This window comes from uncultured Gimesia sp. (assembly GCF_963972345.1).
In the GTDB taxonomy this organism is placed as follows: domain Bacteria; phylum Planctomycetota; class Planctomycetia; order Planctomycetales; family Planctomycetaceae; genus Gimesia.
Genome location: NZ_CAXAVM010000144.1, coordinates 1 through 18,778 on the forward strand (window position 1 = coordinate 1; position 18,778 = coordinate 18,778).

Below are 18,778 nucleotides of genomic sequence, written 5' to 3' on the forward strand. Positions count from 1 at the left end.
GTTTCAGTGCACTGTAAACTGGACACGCGCGCGACCCAAAACAGCGCTTATCGCCAGCGGCGCGCAGCGGTCAAGTTCATTTTATGCAGAGGGAGTGCGGGGATGTGTAGCAGCAGGTGTGCGAAGTTCAGTCCTTCCTTTCAGGATGGTACTGTTGATGATACAGACTGGGGTGAACCCGAATCAAATTCGGGCCGAGCCCTTATTTTCTTTCGAGTGGTTTCGACTTTTTTGTGGTAGAAATTTCGCTATCGAATGTTTGACCAGTTTCCCATGTAGCGTGATACAAAATCGAACCTCGCCAGGCGGGCGGACACATGGGTCCGCACCCTACTTCGACAGAGTTGGTTTTGTTGTTCTGATTTGTGTGTCTGTTCTGACAGTTTCCTGTAATCTGTGACCACCGCGATTTGGATTCGCGGCCACCCGATTCGAGAACCTCATGACTTTCTGAGAAGGATGGAGTGCTGTTTATGATGCGGAAAATCTTAGCTGCTCTGATCTGTCTGGTCGTCTGTCTGTCTGCATTGACAGCGCGGGCGGCTGAAAATCCTAACGTGATTCTGATCATGTGCGATGATCTGGGCTGGGGGGATACCGGGTTTAACGGGAACACGATTATTCAGACACCACACCTGGATGCGATGGCGCAGAACGGGATGAATCTCAAACGCTTCTACGCAGCAGCACCGGTCTGCAGTCCGACCCGGGGCAGTTGTATTACCGGCCGCAATCCGTTTCGGTATGGCGTTGTGACGGCGAATGCCGGGCACATGAAACCGGAAGAACAGACATTGGCGGAATCACTGAAAGCCGCCGGTTATCGCACAGGCCACTTCGGGAAATGGCACCTGGGAACGTTGACGAAAACGGTGCGCGATTCGAATCGGGGCGGTCCTGAAAATACGTCTCACTTTTCTCCGCCGTGGCAGAACGGGTTTGAAGTCTGTTTCTCAACCGAAGCCAAAGTCCCCACCTGGGACCCGATGCTCAAGCCCACCGGTAAAGTATCCAGTCAAGGCTGGGCAGCATTGAATGAGAATGATCAGTCTGCCGCTTATGGCACACATTACTGGAACCAGGAGGGGGAGATCGTCAAAGAGAATCTGCGGGGCGATGATTCGCGGATCATCATGGATCGGGCGGTTCCTTTCATTAGTGATTCGGTAAAGCAGTCGAAACCGTTTTTCTGTGTGATCTGGTTCCACACGCCTCATCTGCCAGTCGTCGCCGGTCCCCGCTATCGCGCGATGTATGACAAGTACGATCTGCATCATGCGAATTATTATGGCTGCATCACCGCGATGGACGAACAGGTGGGTCGTCTGAGATCGAAGTTGAAACAATTGAATGTAACTGAAAACACGCTGATCTGGTTCTGTTCGGACAACGGACCGGAAGGGAATGCGCGTGCCCCCGGCTCTGCGGGGCCGTTTCGCGGTCGCAAACGCGATCTGCTGGAAGGGGGAATTCGCGTGCCGGCACTGGTCGAGTGGCCGGGAAAAGTCCAGCCCGGCTCTGTCACTGATTTCCCGATGGTGACCAGCGATTACCTGCCTACGGTCCTCGCGGCGACCGGTCATCCTCTTCCCGCCGACCGTCCGCTGGACGGAATGAATCTGCTGCCTGTCATCGAAGGTAAACTGAAAGAACGCTCACAACCGATCGGCTTTCAGTTTAAAAAGCAGGCGGTCTGGATGACTCAGCAGTTTAAACTGCTGAAAACGCAGCGTAAAAACAAAAGTCAGTACCAGCTGTTTGACATCATCGCCGATCCGGGTGAGACGACTGACGTCGCTGCAGACCATCCCGAACTGGTCAAGACTTTTCAAACCGAACTGGAACGCTGGATCAATTCCTGTGCGAACAGTAACGCAGGCAAAGATTATCAATAGAAAGAATCAGATGAACTTTTTGAAAATGCTCTGCAGTCTGTGCTGTCTTGCCTGTCTGTTGATTACATCAACTGTAGAAGCGGCGCGGCCCAACATCATTCTGATCATGGTCGATGACATGGGCTTTTCTGACATCGGCTGTTATGGCGGAGAGATTGAAACGCCCCACATCGATGCGCTGGCGGCCGGGGGTGTGCGGTTTTCGCAGTTTTATAATTCGGGTCGCTGCTGTCCTACGCGGGCCACTTTGATGACAGGCCTGCATCCACATCAGACGGGAATTGGCTGGATGACCAACCCGCCCGGCGATCCCCGCGGCTATTCCAAACCTCCCGCATACCAGGGATATCTGAATCGCGAGTGTGTCACGCTGGCGGAAGTTTTAAAGCCAGCCGGTTATGCGACACTGATGACGGGCAAATGGCATCTGGGCTTTAACGCGCAGGATCGCTGGCCGCTGCAGCGCGGCTTCGATAAATATTTCGGCTGCGTCTCGGGGGCAACCCGGTTCTTTCATCCTGTCGCACCGCGGGGCATGACATTCGGAAATGAAGACATTGAGACTCCTGCCAGTACCACCGACCGACCATTCTATACCACAGACGCCTACACCGATTATGCAATTCGTTTTCTCAATGAACATCAACAGGCAAAAGAGACGCAGGACAAACCTTTCTTTCTGTATCTCGCTTACACTGCACCACACTGGCCGCTACAGGCGCATGAAGAGGAGATCCGAAAGTACCGCGGCAAATACAAAATCGGCTGGGACGAACTCCGCGAACAGCGTCTGGCGAAACAGAAAGAGCTGGGACTGCTGCCGGCGAATACGAAACTTTCGCCTCGAGACTCTGAAGTACCTGCCTGGGATACTCTGAGTGAAAAAAAGCAGGACGAAATGGATCTTAAAATGGCCGTCTATGCGGCGATGGTGGATCGCGTGGATCAGAACATCGGTAAACTGGTTAACTCTCTGAAATCGAGCGGACAATACGAAAACACGCTGATCCTGTTTCTGTCGGACAATGGCGGCTGTGCCGAGGGGGGCGTGCTGGGTCGCGGTGAATTTTACGATATCGAAAAACGCAATCTCGATAACAGCAACAGTTACGGCAAAGCGTGGGCGAATGCGTCTAACACGCCGTTCCGCCTGTATAAACATTTCGCGCACGAAGGGGGTACGTCGACACCGTTCTTCATGCACTGGCCGGCTGAAATTAAGCCACAAACAGACTGGTACACGGAACCGGCCCAGCTGATTGATATCATGCCGACACTGATTGATGTGGCGGAAGCAAAGTACCCGGATACTTTCAGCGGGAATACAATCCCGGCGCTGGATGGCATTTCGCTGCGTCCGGCGTTGCAGGGAGAACCGCTTAACCGGACCGAGCCTCTTTTCATTGAACATGAAAGTAATGCGTTTGTAAGAGCGGGCGACTGGAAGCTGGTCGGACGTGGCGTTTCACCGGCGAAAGGTTATCAGTCACAGAAGTGGGAACTGTATGATCTCAAGACGGACCGCACGGAATTGAATGATCTCGCAACACGCAGACGGGCGATCGTAAACGATCTGGCACACAAGTGGGAAGCCTGGGCGAAACGCGTGGGCGTGTATCCCAAGTGATTTTTGCTACTATGAAAAACATGAACGTTGTTTTATGACGGAAGAAATTCGTCCGTTGTTTGCTGTTCTCCGAATTCAATTCTTACTTTGTGATTCTTTGTTGAATTCAAATTCTTCGGCGGGGACGAGGCCATCCTGGTCCTGGATAAAGGCTTTGTTTTTGGTTCTGTCCAGCATGCGTTCGCCATACTGCAGGTTGAATGATTTGATCTGGAACTGATCCGGGTTAATGGGTTGATTCAGTTTTGAATCAAGTAACGTATAAGTGCGCCGTGAGGTCAGTTCACGCTTACCTACTAGTCTGAATTGAAAGTCCTCAAAGATGACTTTCTGAGGCAGGTAGATGCCATTGACGTTTTTATAAGAAAATGTCTGGATACGATCCGGGACAGTCCCGTGTAAACTCTCATATTTCACCGGACTATATCCAAACCGGGAGTCGTAGGTCATTTGTCTGAATTCGGGAAGACCATTTGGTTTCGCGCGATTGTACTCGATCTTGACGATCAACTGTTTCTGCCCGTCTTTCAGTTTTTTTTCCGTGATGGTAACCCGTCTGGAAAACGTCTCCTGTTTTTCTTTTCCCTCTGCGCCACTGAGCACTTTGGCATACATCTCGGGGGTGCGAGCAAAGCTGCCCGAGGCAGTACCCAGCACTTTTTTCCTGGGATCGAAGAACCGACCATCCCGTTCGATTTCAAAATTCCATTTTCGAAACAGAACTCTGCCCCAGCCAACTTGTCTCTGAACAGTCTCAGGAAAACCATAGAGGGAGCCGAAGCGTTTCTCGCTCAACTCCAGGCTCTCTTCCCCTTTGACGACAATCCATTGTGCGTTTAAACTACTTTCGATTTTGGCTGGTATCGGTTGCAGCTGATTGAGTTCATCGGGTTTTTCTATCACATAATTACTTACATGCAGTTTATCCTGTCGTTGATCCAGCCAGAAAGGGTGCAGTCGATACGTGGTCTTCCAACTGGGGGGTTCAAGCCTGCTCCGATGGTATAATGATTCGCTCCTGTATAGATAAGTTCCCTGCCAGGTATGAATGGCATCAAGATTCGTGGTGAGCTGCTTCGACAGGAAAACGAGTGTCTGCTGCGTTTCTTCCGGGTTCAGCTGGCGCTGTTGTTCGGCACCTGGTTCTTCGGCAGGGATGACGGACGGGGAATGCAGACAGAGTAACAACAGTAAGATCGTGAGTGACAGACGACAGGCCATTCTTCACTCCTCGCTATATTTATATAGAAGAAACAAACGGATACATTCGTCGATGCAGTGTAGCAGATCGGAAGCCGTAGTGACAAAACATTTCTACCACGAAAAATAACATGAACGAGCTGAATGTCTGACATTGAGATTCGAAAGGCTGTTCTGATTCAGTGTCTGTCCTGACAGTGTCTGCTCGCTGCGTTAATCTACCCAGTGCAGGACATCACGGATGATCGACCAGCGTGGGGGGTCGGAGTTGATGGTTTCGCCGAGAATCCAGTATTTGTAGAGCGTGTCGAAGACGCCCTCTTTCTTCTTGAGTTCGAGCCAGACTTCCATGAATTCTTCAAACTCAATGTCGTGGGCACCCAGGTAATACATGGGAACGCGAATGTTTTTCTTGAAGGGATTGATGACCGAGAATTTCGGATACAGCAACGTCCAGGCGGCCCCGGTTTCAGCACTTGTCACCAGCAGATCGGCGTGGCCGGCATTGCCTTCGAAAAAATCTTCTTCGGAATTGATGGAAATGAAACTCGCGTTGGGGAAATACTCGTGAGCTTTTTCGTCGTAGAAACTGTTGGCGACGACTGCGATTTTCAGATCAGCGGAATGGCGTAATTTATCGAACTCCAGGAAATCAACTTTACGAAAATCGGGCAGTACGAGTGCCAGCGTCACGTCCATGTAGGAATCGGCGACGGGGAAGGCGGTCGCTCGTTCGATGGTGCCTTCCAGGCCTGACATCGCCAGGTCGAAATGATCCTGTTTCAATTGATCAATCAGTGTCTGGGGTGTGAAGGGGACAAATTCGATATCAACTCCCAGGTCGAGCGCCAGTCGATGTGCCATATCAATATCGAGGCCCACCAGCTGTCCGCGGTCATTGAAGTAGGAAAAGGGAAGCCGCTTGGGATCGAAGCCCAGCCGAATGGTGCCGCGACGACGGATACGATCGATGCGGGTTTCGTTAGACAGAATCGGCTCGGGGTTGGGAGCGGATGTTTTCAGAATGATCTCTTTGGCACCTGGAAAGAGCAACTGGCGATCGGCGATGAGTGCTTTGGATTGATAGACGTCTTTAAACGTGTAGTTGAGTACGGCGTGAATGCCGGCAATCACGACTCCCGCGACACACAACGAGAACAGCGACCAGGAGATGAAACGTCTCCACTGGATTTTAAGAGTACCGGAGAGCGAAGCCGCAGCCAGGATGGCAAACGAAAACAGGTAGACCGAACGCAGTGCATCACCCAGGCGAGTGGTATAGATGCCAACCGCCAGGTAGAGCTGAAAGATGTCATGTGGGATGTGCATCAGATCGAGCAGCCAGGGAATCGTCACGGCTGGTTTCGCGAAGGAACCGGCCATACCCAGCGAGAGAAAGCGGGGGTATTCTTCAGGCAGCATGCTTGAGCCGTAGAACCAGGCAGAGAAAGGAATGAAGATCAACCCGACGATTCGACCAAGGTCGGGGAAAGGAAAGACGAGCGGAATCAGGACATCGGGTGAGCCGCCGGTGTCCTCTTTTTCCAGATGATAACGGTCCAGAATTTCGCGGGCCGCTTCCACAATCAGGGGTATCACGGCAAACGTACTGCCCAGTACGAACGAAGCGATGACGGCAGTCTGTGAGACTTTAAGGGCGTCCCAGTAACGCACGGGGGTGCAGACAGAAATCAGCATCGGCAGAATGCCAATCGCCAGCAGCAGTGTGGCGGCGGAAAAGGTGATCAGGTAAGCCTGCAGCAGACCGAACTTTTCAAAGGGGAGTGTGCCCATTGCGTAAGAAACGATGGCAAAAATGCCGATCGGTGAAATGTGGACAATCATGCGATTGAGCCGCATCAAAGCGTTGACGGCAACGGACAGCGGTTCCAGCAGGCGTTCGCGTTTGGGAATGCCACTGATCGCGATGCCCATACCAATCGAAAATAGCACCACCGCGGGAACGGCATTGTTGGCGAGTGAGAAAAACGGGTTTGAGGGAATGAACAGGTCGTAGAGGCTCTCGCTCTTAGGACCTTCAACAATACTGGTACTGAAGAACGCACCTTTCTGCCAGAAGGGAAACGAGAGCGACATCAGGCAGACACTAAACAGGCCGATACACCAGAGAATCAGCAACAGGACGATGACAGTAAACGCCATGTTGCGTGTCTGTCGAATTGAGATGCGGCCCAGATTTAAAATCAGCGAAAGCGTGATGTAAGGCAGAACCGTCATCTGCAGCAGTCCGATGAAGACATCGCCGACCGCTTTCAGCGGGGAACACAAGTCACCAAAAAACAGACCACACAATACCCCCAGCCCCAGGCTCGTAAGAATCCAGGTGGTTAAGCCGGGCTTAAAATGTGACGGAGTGACTTTTTCCATTCGCCGGATCCTTGAGCACGCAGGTATCAGCGGGTGAAATTGAACCTGTCTGGCAGGAAAACTGATACTTGTCGTGGATAAATTCTTGCCGGAAGTGTAAGGTTCCCTGAAAGATACAGGTCATAACGTAATCTTCACAGTGAGTCCAGACAATCATCGGGTTCCAATGAATCTGGATTCTTAACACAAAACCCTTTCTATCACCAGACTTATCGAATCTGCATGCCTTTTTCTATTACCTATCACGGTCAGCAGTTCCTGTTTGAAACGACGCCCGAGCTGTTTTCCCCCAAAGGCCTGGACCGGGGGACCGAGGCGATGCTCTCCACCGTAACGTTTGCATCAGGCGAGCGGGTGCTGGACCTGGGCTGCGGATGTGGTGTGGTAGGCATTCTGGCAGCGAAGATCGTTGGTGCTGAGAATGTTGTGATGACCGACGTGGATGGCGAAGCAGTTCGCATTTCAAAAACGAATGCGGAACGTAATGCGGCTGCGGGAGTGACTGTTTTACAGAGTGATGGTTTTCGCGATCATCAGGAGACCGACTTCGACTGGATCCTCTCGAACCCGCCTTACCATGAAGATTTTTCCGTCGCCAAGAACTTCATCATGAAGGGTTTCAACCGTCTGAAGATCGGCGGAAAGCTGGTGATGGTGACTCGTCGACGGTTGTGGTATCAGAAGAAACTTACCAGCATTTTCGGTGGGACCGAAGTCCATGAGATCGACGGCTACTTTGTATTTCATGCCGAGAAACGCCGCGACAGCTATGCAGCGCGGAAGCGGCGGAACCGATAACTGAAACCGGCAGCCAGACAAGCCGGGAACATCCAGTGAAAGATATTCCCTGACAACCTTGTCTCACATGTCTGCCATCCAGTCCTGCAGGGCACGTACCTGCGGTGTCGGATCTTCGGCGAGTGCTTCGAGGGCTTTGACGACTGCCAGGCAGCCGGGGATTGTGGTCACGCAGGTGACACCATAGGAAACAGAAGCCGAACGGATTTTACCTTCGTCGGTCCGCGACCCTTTACCGCTGGGCGTGTTGAAGATGAACTGCACTTCCTGGTTGGCCATCATGTCCAGCAGGTTGGGGCGTCCTTCTTTCAGCTTTTTCACAGTGGCTACTTCGAGTCCCGCTTCTTTGAGGACACGAGCGGTACCGGAAGTCGAAACGATTTTGAAACCCAGCTCAATTAATCGTCGAGCCGGCTCGATAATCATGTCTTTATAGACATCGGCCATGCTGATGAAGACGGTGCCTTCGGAAGGCAGGCTGGTACTGGCGGCGAGCTGACTTTTCGCAAATGCCATCGCAAAGCCGTCTGAGATGCCCATGACTTCGCCGGTTGAACGCATTTCGGGGCCGAGGATAATATCAACGCCGAGGAAGCGGGAGAACGGGAACACGCTTTCTTTGACGGACGTATGCTTCGGCACAGGCTCTTTGGTGATGCCCTGTTCGAGCAGCGAGACTCCCGCCATCACTTTGGCTGCGATACGGGGCAGTGAAATTCCGGTCGCTTTGGAAACGAACGGCGAAGTTCGGCTGGCGCGAGGATTCACTTCCAGAATGTAGACCTTGTAATCATCGACCGTCTGTTTGACTGCGAACTGAATATTCATCAACCCTTTGACTTTGAGTTCCCGCGCGAGGGCATGTGTCGCGCGTTTGATTTCATTGATGACCGATTCGGGGAGCGAGTGGGGCGGGAGCACACAGGCCGAGTCACCGGAATGTACGCCGGCCTCTTCGATGTGTTCCATCACGCCGCCGACCAGTGTCGTAATACCGTCCGAGATGGCATCGACGTCAACTTCGATGGCATCTTCCAGGAACCGGTCGACGAGAACCGGATGATCGGGTGAAGCATTGACGGCTTCATTCATGTAACGCACGAGGGATTCTTCATCGTAGCAGATTTCCATAGCGCGTCCGCCGAGCACGTAGCTGGGGCGGACAAGAATCGGATAGCCGATTTTTTTAGCAACGTTACGTGCACTTTCGGTATCCGTGGCGATCCCGTTGGGAGGCTGATGCAGTTCGAGTTTTTCCAGGATTGCCTGAAAGCGCTCGCGGTCTTCGGCGGCGTCGATCATCTCGGGACTCGTACCGATAATGTTGACACCAGCGGCTTCCAGGCCACGTGCCAGATTCAGTGGCGTCTGACCGCCGAACTGCACGATCACGCCATCAGGTTTCATCCGGTCGCAGATATTCAGGACGTCTTCGGTTGTCAGAGGTTCGAAGAACAGGTGATCCGAGGTGTCATAGTCGGTCGAAACGGTTTCGGGATTCGAGTTGACCATGATACTCTCGATGCCCAGTTCCTGCAAAGCGAAGGAAGCCTGGCAGCAGCAGTAATCGAATTCAATACCCTGCCCGATGCGGTTCGGCCCGCCGCCCAGAATCATGATGCGACGTTTGTGGTCGGGATTACCGGGGGTTTCGTCTTCCTGTTCGTAGGTCGAATAGAAGTAAGGTGTAAAGGCTTCGAATTCGGCGGCACAGGTATCGACCTGTTTAAAGGTCGCTTCGATGCCGAGACTTTTGCGATACTGGCGGACATCCATTTCTGTGGAATCGAGCCAGAAAGCGAGCTGTTTATCGGAGTAACCGGCCTGCTTGGCCTGTTTCATGGCAGCGTAGTCCATGTCTTCCAGGCGGGCACGTGCGCGGATCTGGTCTTCCAGTTCGACCAGTTGCCGAATGTGATTAAGGAACCAGGGATCGATATCACTCAGTTCGTGTATCTGTTCGGTCGTCATTCCCAGTTTGAAAGCATAACGGATGTAGAAGATGCGATCTTCGTTGGGAACCGAAAGTTTGGACTGGATCGTATCCTTGGAAGGCTGTTTGGCGGTCCCCCACAGATCCTTGTTTCCGCCTCCCAGTCCGAAGTGACCGATCTCCAGTCCCCGCAGTGCTTTCTGCAGTGATTCTTTGAAGGTACGACCGATGGACATGGTTTCGCCGACCGATTTCATCTGCACGGTGAGGACCGGGTCGGCATCCGGGAATTTTTCGAACGTCCAGCGGGGAATTTTGGTGACGACGTAATCGATGGTGGGTTCAAAACAGGCAAAGGTTTCGCGGGTGATGTCGTTACGGATTTCATCAAGGCGATAGCCGACGGCCAGTTTGGCGGCGATTTTTGCAATGGGGAAGCCGGTCGCTTTGGAAGCCAGGGCACTGGAACGGCTGACACGGGGATTCATTTCGATGATCGTCATGCGGCCCGTATCGGGGTTGACGGCGAACTGAACGTTGGAGCCTCCGGTTTCCACGCCGATCTCTCGCATACAGGCGATGGGAGCATCGCGCATCCGCTGGTATTCTTTATCGGTGAGTGTTTGAGCCGGCGCGACGGTGATCGAGTCGCCGGTGTGCACGCCCATGGGATCGAAGTTTTCGATGGCGCAGATGATGACCACGTTGTCGGCTTGATCTCGCATCACTTCCATCTCGTATTCTTTCCAGCCGAGAATGGATTCTTCCAGCAGAACTTCATTCACTGGAGACAGGGCCAGTCCGCTGCGGACTTTGGCTTCGAACTCTTCCCGGTTGTACGCCACGCCGCCACCGGTTCCCCCCAGGGTATAGCTGGCGCGAATGATGATCGGCAGACCGATATCCTTCATGGCCGCGTTGGCTTCTTCCATGTTGTGCACGACGGAACTGCGGGGGCAGTCGAGACCAATTTTGGTCATCGCTTCTTTGAACTGATCGCGGCTTTCTGCTTTGGCGATGACAGACTCTTTGGCACCGATGAGTTCCACACCCAGTTGATCGAGGATCCCCCGGCGGGCGAGATCCATGGCGGCGTTCAAACCGGTCTGTCCACCGAGCGTCGGCAGCAGGGCATCGGGTTTTTCGATCTCGATGACTTTCTGGATATACTGCCAGGTAATCGGCTCAATGTAAGTGCGATGTGCTGTTTCCGGATCGGTCATGATCGTGGCCGGATTGGAGTTCACCAGCACGACTTCATAACCATCTTCCCGCAGTGCCTTACAGGCCTGGGTTCCGGAATAGTCAAATTCACACGCCTGGCCGATCACAATAGGACCGGAGCCAATGATCAAAATCTTACGAATATCGTCGCGTCTAGGCACTTTCTCGGATCACTTTCACAGCAAATGTACATTGTATTCTGGCTCTGAGACCTTTATCTGCGCAAATCTTCCCAACGTTAACAAGCACAGCAAAATAATCAAGCAAGGCAGACCAGAAAGTCCCAGAACAGGCTTTGAAACGTCATGGTTCGAGAGCCACACGATCACGAACAATCTTTCGCAGTGGCAACTGAGAATTTCCGGGCACAAACCGATTCGCCTGGATACTTTTGTACCGTAAGTATTCGAACCATTGAGGAGTAATGGCGCTGATTCGTTCATTGGAGGAGTAAGGAACGTCCTATTTTTTTATCACACTGCCTGTCAGAACAATGGAAACGGATTGATGGCTTGAATCGATCCTGACGGTCAGATCCCTCTCCGAGGAATGATCCTAAGTGATGATTTAGAAAGTATTTTCAAATCGAGGAGGTTTTCTACTGCTCTCTTCCGTCCATCTGTTCAAGTTAAAACGTTTCCCTCCATAAGGATATAGGGATTTCACGCAGATAAGTCTACAGGCTGAACTGGTCATGCGAAATTGTTGATCTCTGGCACATGTTGACAGAAAAAAACATAAGCTTTTCCAGAATGAAACATCGCTTTGTTTCCTGTGAATCACCAATCCTCTTCCCTGAGTTTGTATATGCAAGCCTTGGGAAAATACAGGAAGCTTAAAATCTTCTGCCTCTTCTGATGTATGAGTCAATGCCATGGAACTCAATCAACAAATTGACATTCTCTGGATTTTAGTCTGCAGTATATTTGTCCTGTTTATGCAGGCGGGATTCTGCTGTCTGGAATCGGGACTTTCGCGTTCCAAAAACAGTATTCACGTCGCCATCAAAAATGTTGTCGACGTAAGTACTGTGGGGATATTGTATTGGATTTTCGGTTTCGGCCTGATGTTTGGAGCGACGACCGGGGGCCTGATCGGCACCACTTATTTTCCCTTTACGAATTCCGGTTCCGATATATTTCTATCCGCGTTTTTCCTGTTTCAACTGATGCTGTGTACGACGGCCGCCACAATCGCATCGGGCGCCTCAGCCGAACGGATGCGTTTTACGGCTTACGTGATTCTTTCGATTGTTCTGGGGGGAATCATTTATCCCGTGTTTGGTCACTGGGCCTGGACCAGCCATTTTGTCGGGAAAGCACCCGGCTGGCTGGAGTCACTGGGTTTCCGGGACTTCAGCGGTTCAACGGTTGTCCATTCTCTGGGAGCATGGGCTGCACTGGCATCGATCGTGATTATCGGGCCCCGAATTGGAAAATTTGATCAACGTACCTCTTCTCGAAAATTGCGAGGTCACAATCTGACCCTGGCGACCATGGGGGTCTTCATCCTCTGGATGGGCTGGTTTGGATTCAACGGCGGCAGTGAATTTGGTTTCACCTCGCATGTCCCACAAATCTTCATTAATACCTTTCTGGCTTCTGCCTGTGGTGCCATCACCATGCTGATCTGGCAGTATTACCTGCGTAAACAGATCGAGATCGAACCTGTTCTGAATGGTCTGCTGGCAGGGCTGGTCGCGAGCAGTGCCAGCTGTGATGTGGTCTCGCCGGCATCTGCAGTGGTGATAGGAATTGTGGCAGCGATCGTCATGCAAGCAGGTGTCCGCGTTCTGGATCACTTCCAGCTTGACGACACGATTGGCGTGATTCCCGTTCATGGCTTTGCCGGAGTCTGGGGGACACTGGCGGTTGCCTTGTTTATTCCAGCGGAATTCCTGGCACACTCCCGCCTGGAACAGTTTCTGGTTCAGTTACTGGGCTGTGCTGTCTGCTTCATCTGGTGCTTTTCTTTCTGCTGGATCACGTTGCGAGTCATCAGTAAATACATTCGACTGCGGGCGACCGAAGACGAAGAAAAGCAGGGACTGAATATGGCGGAACATGGTGCCACTTCAGAAATGTACGAACTGTTGAACCTGATGGAGTTGCATATCAAAGGCAATTCCCATCTGGGCGAAGATCTGGATGAAAACAGCGATGTCGGCCTGATTGCCAGACAATATAATAGAGTAACACAAATAAGGGATCTGGCATTGAATGAATTAAAAGACCGCACGGAAAACCTCGAGCTGACCCGCCGCGAACTGGAAGAAAAAGCCGAGCGATTAAAACAGGCCAATACCGACGCCGAAGCAGCATCGCGGGCCAAAAGTGAATTCCTGGCAAACATGAGCCATGAAATCCGCACGCCGATGACCGCCGTCCTGGGGTATACCGATTTGCTGCTGGAAGAAAGCTGGGGCCGCCCGGGCAGTATCGAATTACTGGACGTGATCAAACGCAACGGGAACTATCTGCTGGAACTGATCAACGATATTCTCGATCTCTCCAAAATTGAATCGGGAAATCTGAGTATCGAAACCATTCCGTTTCCGCTGCTGGAAAAACTGAAAGAAATTCAGGCGCTGATGAAAGTCAGGGCTGAATATCAGAAATTACAGTTCAAACTGTCCTTTAATGGTAATATCCCTGTTGAGATTCAGAGCGATCCAACACGGTTCAAACAGATCCTGATCAACCTGATCGGGAACGCGATCAAATTCACACCAGACGGGGGAAAAGTTTCGGTGGAAACATCGCTTTTGAATTCCAGTTCCAATGAACCACTGCTGGAATTCAAAATCCGTGACACGGGCATCGGCATGACCGCCGGGCAGATCGACATGCTCTATCAGCCGTTCGTCCAGGCAGACTCTTCCACGACGCGTAAGTTTGGTGGAACCGGCCTGGGGCTGGCTATCAGCAAGCGACTGGCTGAGATGCTGGGTGGTGATCTGTATTGCGAAAGCGTGCCCGGTGAAGGGACCGTCTTCACACTGACCATTGGTATTGGCAACCCGGCACCATTGGAATTTCATACAAATCCACAGGTCGACTTCAAACAGATTCCCGTGAACCTGCAGGAGTCGGGAATCACTGAATCGGATTCAGAAATGATCATCAGGGGTAGCTGCTCGGTACTGCTGGCAGAAGATGGTGTAGATAACCAGCGACTGATTTCCACGCTGCTGAAAAAAGAAAAAGCACATGTAGTGCTGGCGGAAAACGGTGACATCGCTGTCAGGCGGGCACTGAATGCCGAGCAACAGGGGAAACCGTTTGATGTCATTCTGATGGATATGTCGATGCCGGTTCTGGATGGATATGGCGCCACCAGAAAACTGCGTGAACTGGGAATTGAGACTCCTATTATAGCATTGACCGCGCATGCCATGACCGGAGATCGACAAAAATGTATTGATGCCGGCTGCACGGATTACACAACCAAACCGGTCAATCGGGAGAAACTCCGTAATATCGTGGTGAAGTATCAATGTCATGCTGAGCCAGAGTTGATCACGGAATGATTCACGCAGCAATGAGTGCGAATTACGACAGTTGATCGCGATTCAGTTCCAGAAACTGGTCGGCCCAGTAGTAACCTTCCAGCAGGCCCGTTGTATCGAGGCCCATCAGATAATAAGCGATGTAAATGGCCTCAATGGTGGCAAGACCGGTTGAAGGATCTGCATACTGTTTTGAGACCCGGGGATATGCTGTTTTCCAGGCCGGCAGGCTGCGAACGGGCAACTCCTGATAATCAGGTTCCATTTTCTCTGCCAGCCGCCAGGTTCCATCAAGAACCAGCAGACCAGAATCGGCATCCGCCGGACTGATTAACGGACCTTCCAGGCCCAGGCGCACATACCCCTGTAGGAAGTCGGCTTCTTTGCGGGGATACTTCCAGAAGACAAACTTCTCATGCGTGCGCAGAGGCTGCACGGTGCATTTGCTTTTGCGTTCTTTGGGGTGTACCACGATCACGGTGGGAGGATGTGAGCCAGACACTGCTTCGGTCTTTTCAGATGAAATGCTTGCTATTCCGCTTCAGCAGAACCTGATTAATAGAAATGGTTTCTGATAGGCGCGGTTCAGGAAGCTTCCTGGGCCTTCTTGATCAGATCTTCCTGGACGGCAATTTCCTGCTCCAGACTTTTGACTTCCTGGGGATCATCCATCTGCTCTTTGGCACCGGTTAAACGCTGGCGCAGTTTCTGGATTTTCTGACGCGCGATGTCGATCTGTTTTTTCTGCTTCTTATTCAGGCTCATTACGGACTGCATTTCCTCATATTCAGGAGACGAACCAACTTTTCGGACGGTTCATTATAGCACAGGAGATGAGAAAATCACAGACTCCCCGCCTGTCAGCGGAGGAAAAACAGGCTCAGGCTGGAGATCAGCATGACCACCAGAAACGTCAAGGCGCCGGCTGAAAACCGCCAGAGCAATAGCTGTTCAACCACGATCAGTGCCAGCACGGTCAACAACAGGTTTTCCGCCAGGCCTGCCTGTGTGGTGCGATCCTCGGGTACTTCCATCTGCTGGCTTTCCGTTCCTTCGGGTCGACGAAAATACTGCGCTGGAATGAGCTGCGGCCCAATATGAGTCAAATTACTTTCCTGCGGAGAAACATTCACCGCGTAGAGCGTATTTTCGGTGGCAGCGGAGCCCCAGTCTAATTCATAGAAACCAGACAGCAGAGTCTGTGAAAAGGTGATCGTGCGGGACTCATTGCTGCTGTCGAGGACACTTCTGAGCGGATACTTTTCCTGGTCCGGGGCAATCATCTGAGGAGTGAGCGTAAGCTGGTTTTCCCGCGTCATGATTTCCAGGGGCTGTCCCACTCGGACAGCGCGGCTGCCCCATTTACCGGTTGCGACATAGAGCACAAGTTCATTCACCATCGGCGGAAAACTGGGCCAGATTGCCCACGTCCCCCAGAGCCGATCGAGGGAAGTCGTAATCAGAACCACTTTTCCCCGCCCGAGTGTCCCCTCGATGATCGCCGGGTCGTTCGTATCATAATTCAATACAGGCCGCGTATTTGTGTCGGGGGGATGTTCTGTCTGAAAGTATTCGTAGATATGAGTCGTTTCCAGCCCGGCATCAGGATTCCCCTTGAAGATTTCAATGACCGGATGCTGATACTGCAGCGGATCAAACTCAAACAGGGTCGTATGCTTGCGGGCATCGCCTCGACGGTCCAGCAGTTTCAGAGCTAACAGCCCCTGCTCTGGTTGAAGGATCGTCTGGTTATAATTCTTGACATTCACCTGCTCGCCCAGACTGACGATCAATCCGCCTCCCCGGCTGACGTAACGTTTTAACAGATCGCGTTCATGATCTGTAAACAGCGCGACATCACAGATCACGACCGCGTCATACAGGCTGAGCTCTGTTGTTGCCAGCTCGCCTTCATTGATCACATGTGGTTTGATAATTCCCTGCCAGGGCTGCTCCTGCAATGAAGGAGACAGCGCCAGTTCCAGAAAATCAGTCGCGCGGCCCATGGCTTCGGTCGAGCGTCTGCCATTGACCAGCAGGACGTTGATCTCCTTTTTAACGGGCATCACTTTCCAGCGATGGTTATCCAGGGGGAGTCGATCGTCGGCGAGTCGAACTTCCAGTCGATGGTCGCCAACCCTGGTAAACTGATGGGTAAACTCTGCCTGTGTGTCAGCATTTGCCGGCAGATCCACCTGCTTCTGATTGACCAGTTGCTGATCCACATACAACTGCAGGTTGACGGCATCCTGGTTTAGAAGACCATAATTATGCAGAGTCACACTCAAGCGAACCGGCTGATTCAGCGTGGCAAATACCGACTTGCTGTTGAAATCGACAATGGCGAGATTCGATTCTTCCGCTACGCCCACGTCTTTGAGAATCAGCGTCGCTTTTTTGGATAACGCCTCCATCAATGACAGGATTCGCGATTTTCCCTGTTCCGCCTGCTGGGGCGCCCAGCTCTCCGCCTGGAAATCACTGATAACGATCACTTCTTTCTGCGCCAGTTCCTGTGCCTGTCCCAGAAATTCCAGAGCCGCCTGCAGCGCCTGGCCGGCGTTACCGAATTCCTGTGTCGGTTGCAGTTTTGAAATTTCTTCAAGAATATAAGCCTGCTGGCGTGAAGGGCGGGTGATCAGTTTCTGCGGCGAAGCGCTGGAAATCTGAATCAGCTGAAATGCATCTCCCTGCCGGGAAGAAGCAACAATCGAACGCGCGATTTCCCGGGCTTCCTCGAACAGCGTCTCTTCATCTCCCTGCCAGCGCATGCTGAAGGAGGTATCGACAACCAGGATCCGATGTACGGGAGCCGCGGTTTCAAAAAAGGCACCTTGCAGCGACCAGTAGGGGCGCGAAAACGCGACCGCCAGCAGCAATAATATCAGACACCGGACCAGCAGAATCAACAGTTGCTCGAACCGCACGCGTCGGGAATATTTTCTGGTTGCTGCCATCAGGAACTTCATGGCCGCCCATTCGGTTTCAATAAACTTTCGCTTGTGCAGCAGATGAATCAGAATGGGAATTCCAGCCGCCAGCAGTCCCATCAGCAGCCAGGGACTGGCAAATCCAAATGCAAACAGAGGCTGAAAGAAAAATACGTTCATGAAATTTCGACTCTATGCGAATTAAAAACCAACCCGGGACTGACGGTGAGAAAGGAAAGTTGACAGCGCCATATCCAGTGACTGATCGGTACGAACCAGCCCGTAGTCCATATTCAGATCGCGACAGCCACGCTGCGCTGCTTTCAGAAATTTTTCAAACTCGGCCTGATAGGCTTTTTTAAGCGACCGTGGTTCCGCCATCTGCTCGGGCAGATTTTCCAGACCGCGGAACAATACCGGCTCCTGGAAAGGGAAGTCCTGTTCTGCGGGGTCAATTACCTGCAGCAGGCTGACATCATGTTTGCGATGTCGAAAATGTTTTAACCCCAGCATGACTGCATCGAGATCATCAAACAGATCGCTGATAATAATGATCAGGCTGCGGCGGTTGATGCGTTCTGCCAGTTCGTGAAAGACTTTACCAAGTCCCGATTCACCCGCGGCTTCCGTGTGTTCCAGAGTATAATATATCTGTTTCAGATGTGTTGGCTGGCTGGCGGGCCTGAGAAAATCCACCACGCGATCATTCACCGTACACAGCCCGGCGGCATCCTGCTGTTTGATAACTACATAAGCCAGGGCGGCGGCTACCAGCCGGGCATATTCCCACTTGGAGAGCGCCGTTCCCTCGGAGCGATACCGCATGGACTCACTGCAGTCGAGCAGCAGATAGCAGGTAAAATTGGTCTCGGCTTCATACTGTTTCAGATAGTAACGATCTGATTTGGCGTACACTTTCCAGTCAACGTAGCGCAGGTCATCGCCGGACGCGTATTCCCGATGCTGGGCGAACTCGGCGGAAAAGCCGTGAAAAGGGCTTTTATGTGCCCCGGCAACATAGCCTTCCACGATCTGTCGCGCCGCCAGATCCAGGTTCTGAACCTTAGCGAGCGTCTGCGGATCTAAATACTTGCGGTAATCGTCCATCAAGTTTTTCCTGAGAGGAGTCAACCGAGATAAGTTGAATCAGTCGATCCACGATTTTATCGGGAGTCATCCCCTCGGCTTCCGCATTGAAATTGGTAATAATGCGATGCCGGAGCACGGGATGCGCGACAGCGCGGATATCATCGGTACTCACATACATCCGACCCT

Annotated in this window: 11 protein-coding genes and 1 pseudogene; 4 read left to right on the forward strand and 8 right to left on the reverse strand. The window is 52.1% G+C overall.

The features are described 5' to 3' along the window. Positions 1-473: 473 nt before the first annotated feature. Together AACZ40_RS20515 and AACZ40_RS20520 are read left to right on the forward strand one after the other, a co-directional pair. A complete protein-coding gene (locus tag AACZ40_RS20515) occupies positions 474-1,895 on the forward strand; it encodes a sulfatase-like hydrolase/transferase (RefSeq protein WP_291168038.1) in 1,422 nt (473 codons plus the stop codon). Positions 1,896-1,905: 10 nt separating this feature from the next. Continuing rightward, positions 1,906-3,522 carry an arylsulfatase gene (locus AACZ40_RS20520; RefSeq protein ID WP_291168037.1) on the forward strand — a complete coding sequence of 539 codons (1,617 nt, stop codon included), beginning with the start codon at positions 1,906-1,908 and terminating at the stop codon, positions 3,520-3,522. A gap of 75 nt (positions 3,523-3,597) precedes the next feature. Here the strand turns inward: AACZ40_RS20520 and AACZ40_RS20525 are convergent, their stop codons facing one another. Next, positions 3,598-4,743 (reverse strand): hypothetical protein, encoded by a 1,146-nt coding sequence (locus AACZ40_RS20525; protein WP_291168036.1) that lies wholly within the window; start codon positions 4,741-4,743, stop codon positions 3,598-3,600. Positions 4,744-4,935: 192 nt separating this feature from the next. Continuing rightward, positions 4,936-7,110, reverse strand: a complete 2,175-nt coding sequence (locus AACZ40_RS20530; RefSeq protein WP_291168034.1) for a cation:dicarboxylase symporter family transporter — start codon at positions 7,108-7,110, stop codon at positions 4,936-4,938. A gap of 222 nt (positions 7,111-7,332) precedes the next feature. Here AACZ40_RS20530 and AACZ40_RS20535 point away from each other — a divergent pair, with 222 nt between their 5' ends. After that, positions 7,333-7,908, forward strand: a complete 576-nt coding sequence (locus AACZ40_RS20535; protein ID WP_291168033.1) for a methyltransferase — start codon at positions 7,333-7,335, stop codon at positions 7,906-7,908. A 63-nt stretch (positions 7,909-7,971) separates the two neighbouring features. On the opposite strand, the gene carB is transcribed toward AACZ40_RS20535, so the two are convergent. Continuing rightward, positions 7,972-11,226, reverse strand: a complete 3,255-nt coding sequence (gene carB, locus AACZ40_RS20540; protein ID WP_339675663.1) for a carbamoyl-phosphate synthase large subunit — start codon at positions 11,224-11,226, stop codon at positions 7,972-7,974. A gap of 713 nt (positions 11,227-11,939) precedes the next feature. On the opposite strand from carB, the gene amt reads away from it, so the two are divergent. Further along, a complete protein-coding gene (gene amt / locus AACZ40_RS20545; protein WP_291168030.1) occupies positions 11,940-14,594 on the forward strand; it encodes an ammonium transporter in 2,655 nt (884 codons plus the stop codon). Between the two features lie 22 nt (positions 14,595-14,616). Here the strand turns inward: amt and AACZ40_RS20550 are convergent, their stop codons facing one another. The 5 genes and pseudogenes from AACZ40_RS20550 to AACZ40_RS20570 form a co-directional block, all read right to left on the reverse strand. Next, positions 14,617-15,075 (reverse strand): DUF367 domain-containing protein, encoded by a 459-nt coding sequence (locus AACZ40_RS20550; RefSeq protein WP_291168028.1) that lies wholly within the window; start codon positions 15,073-15,075, stop codon positions 14,617-14,619. Positions 15,076-15,158: 83 nt separating this feature from the next. Next, positions 15,159-15,350 carry a hypothetical protein gene (locus AACZ40_RS20555; protein WP_291168026.1) on the reverse strand — a complete coding sequence of 64 codons (192 nt, stop codon included), beginning with the start codon at positions 15,348-15,350 and terminating at the stop codon, positions 15,159-15,161. Between the two features lie 83 nt (positions 15,351-15,433). Next, the gene (locus AACZ40_RS20560; protein WP_291168024.1) at positions 15,434-17,683 is read right to left on the reverse strand and encodes a VWA domain-containing protein; all 2,250 of its coding nucleotides are present in this window, start codon (positions 17,681-17,683) and stop codon (positions 15,434-15,436) included. A gap of 21 nt (positions 17,684-17,704) precedes the next feature. After that, entirely contained in the window at positions 17,705-18,610 is a 906-nt protein-coding gene (locus AACZ40_RS20565; RefSeq protein ID WP_291168022.1) for a DUF58 domain-containing protein, read from the reverse strand. Continuing rightward, positions 18,567-18,778, reverse strand: a pseudogene (locus AACZ40_RS20570) (AAA family ATPase); the annotation flags it as partial. The gene AACZ40_RS20565 and the pseudogene AACZ40_RS20570, both read right to left, overlap by 44 nt.

What these genes read in the sequence shown, in the direction of transcription:
- AACZ40_RS20515 (WP_291168038.1), top strand. Translation starts at nt 474, where the DNA reads ATGATGCGGAAAATCTTAGCTGCTCTGATCTGTCTGGTCGTCTGTCTG.
- AACZ40_RS20520 (WP_291168037.1), top strand. Translation starts at nt 1,906, where the DNA reads ATGAACTTTTTGAAAATGCTCTGCAGTCTGTGCTGTCTTGCCTGTCTG.
- AACZ40_RS20525 (WP_291168036.1), bottom strand. Translation starts at nt 4,743, where the DNA reads ATGGCCTGTCGTCTGTCACTCACGATCTTACTGTTGTTACTCTGTCTG.
- AACZ40_RS20530 (WP_291168034.1), bottom strand. Translation starts at nt 7,110, where the DNA reads ATGGAAAAAGTCACTCCGTCACATTTTAAGCCCGGCTTAACCACCTGG.
- AACZ40_RS20535 (WP_291168033.1), top strand. Translation starts at nt 7,333, where the DNA reads ATGCCTTTTTCTATTACCTATCACGGTCAGCAGTTCCTGTTTGAAACG.
- amt (WP_291168030.1), top strand. Translation starts at nt 11,940, where the DNA reads ATGGAACTCAATCAACAAATTGACATTCTCTGGATTTTAGTCTGCAGT.
- AACZ40_RS20555 (WP_291168026.1), bottom strand. Translation starts at nt 15,350, where the DNA reads ATGCAGTCCGTAATGAGCCTGAATAAGAAGCAGAAAAAACAGATCGAC.
- AACZ40_RS20560 (WP_291168024.1), bottom strand. Translation starts at nt 17,683, where the DNA reads ATGAACGTATTTTTCTTTCAGCCTCTGTTTGCATTTGGATTTGCCAGT.
- AACZ40_RS20565 (WP_291168022.1), bottom strand. Translation starts at nt 18,610, where the DNA reads ATGGACGATTACCGCAAGTATTTAGATCCGCAGACGCTCGCTAAGGTT.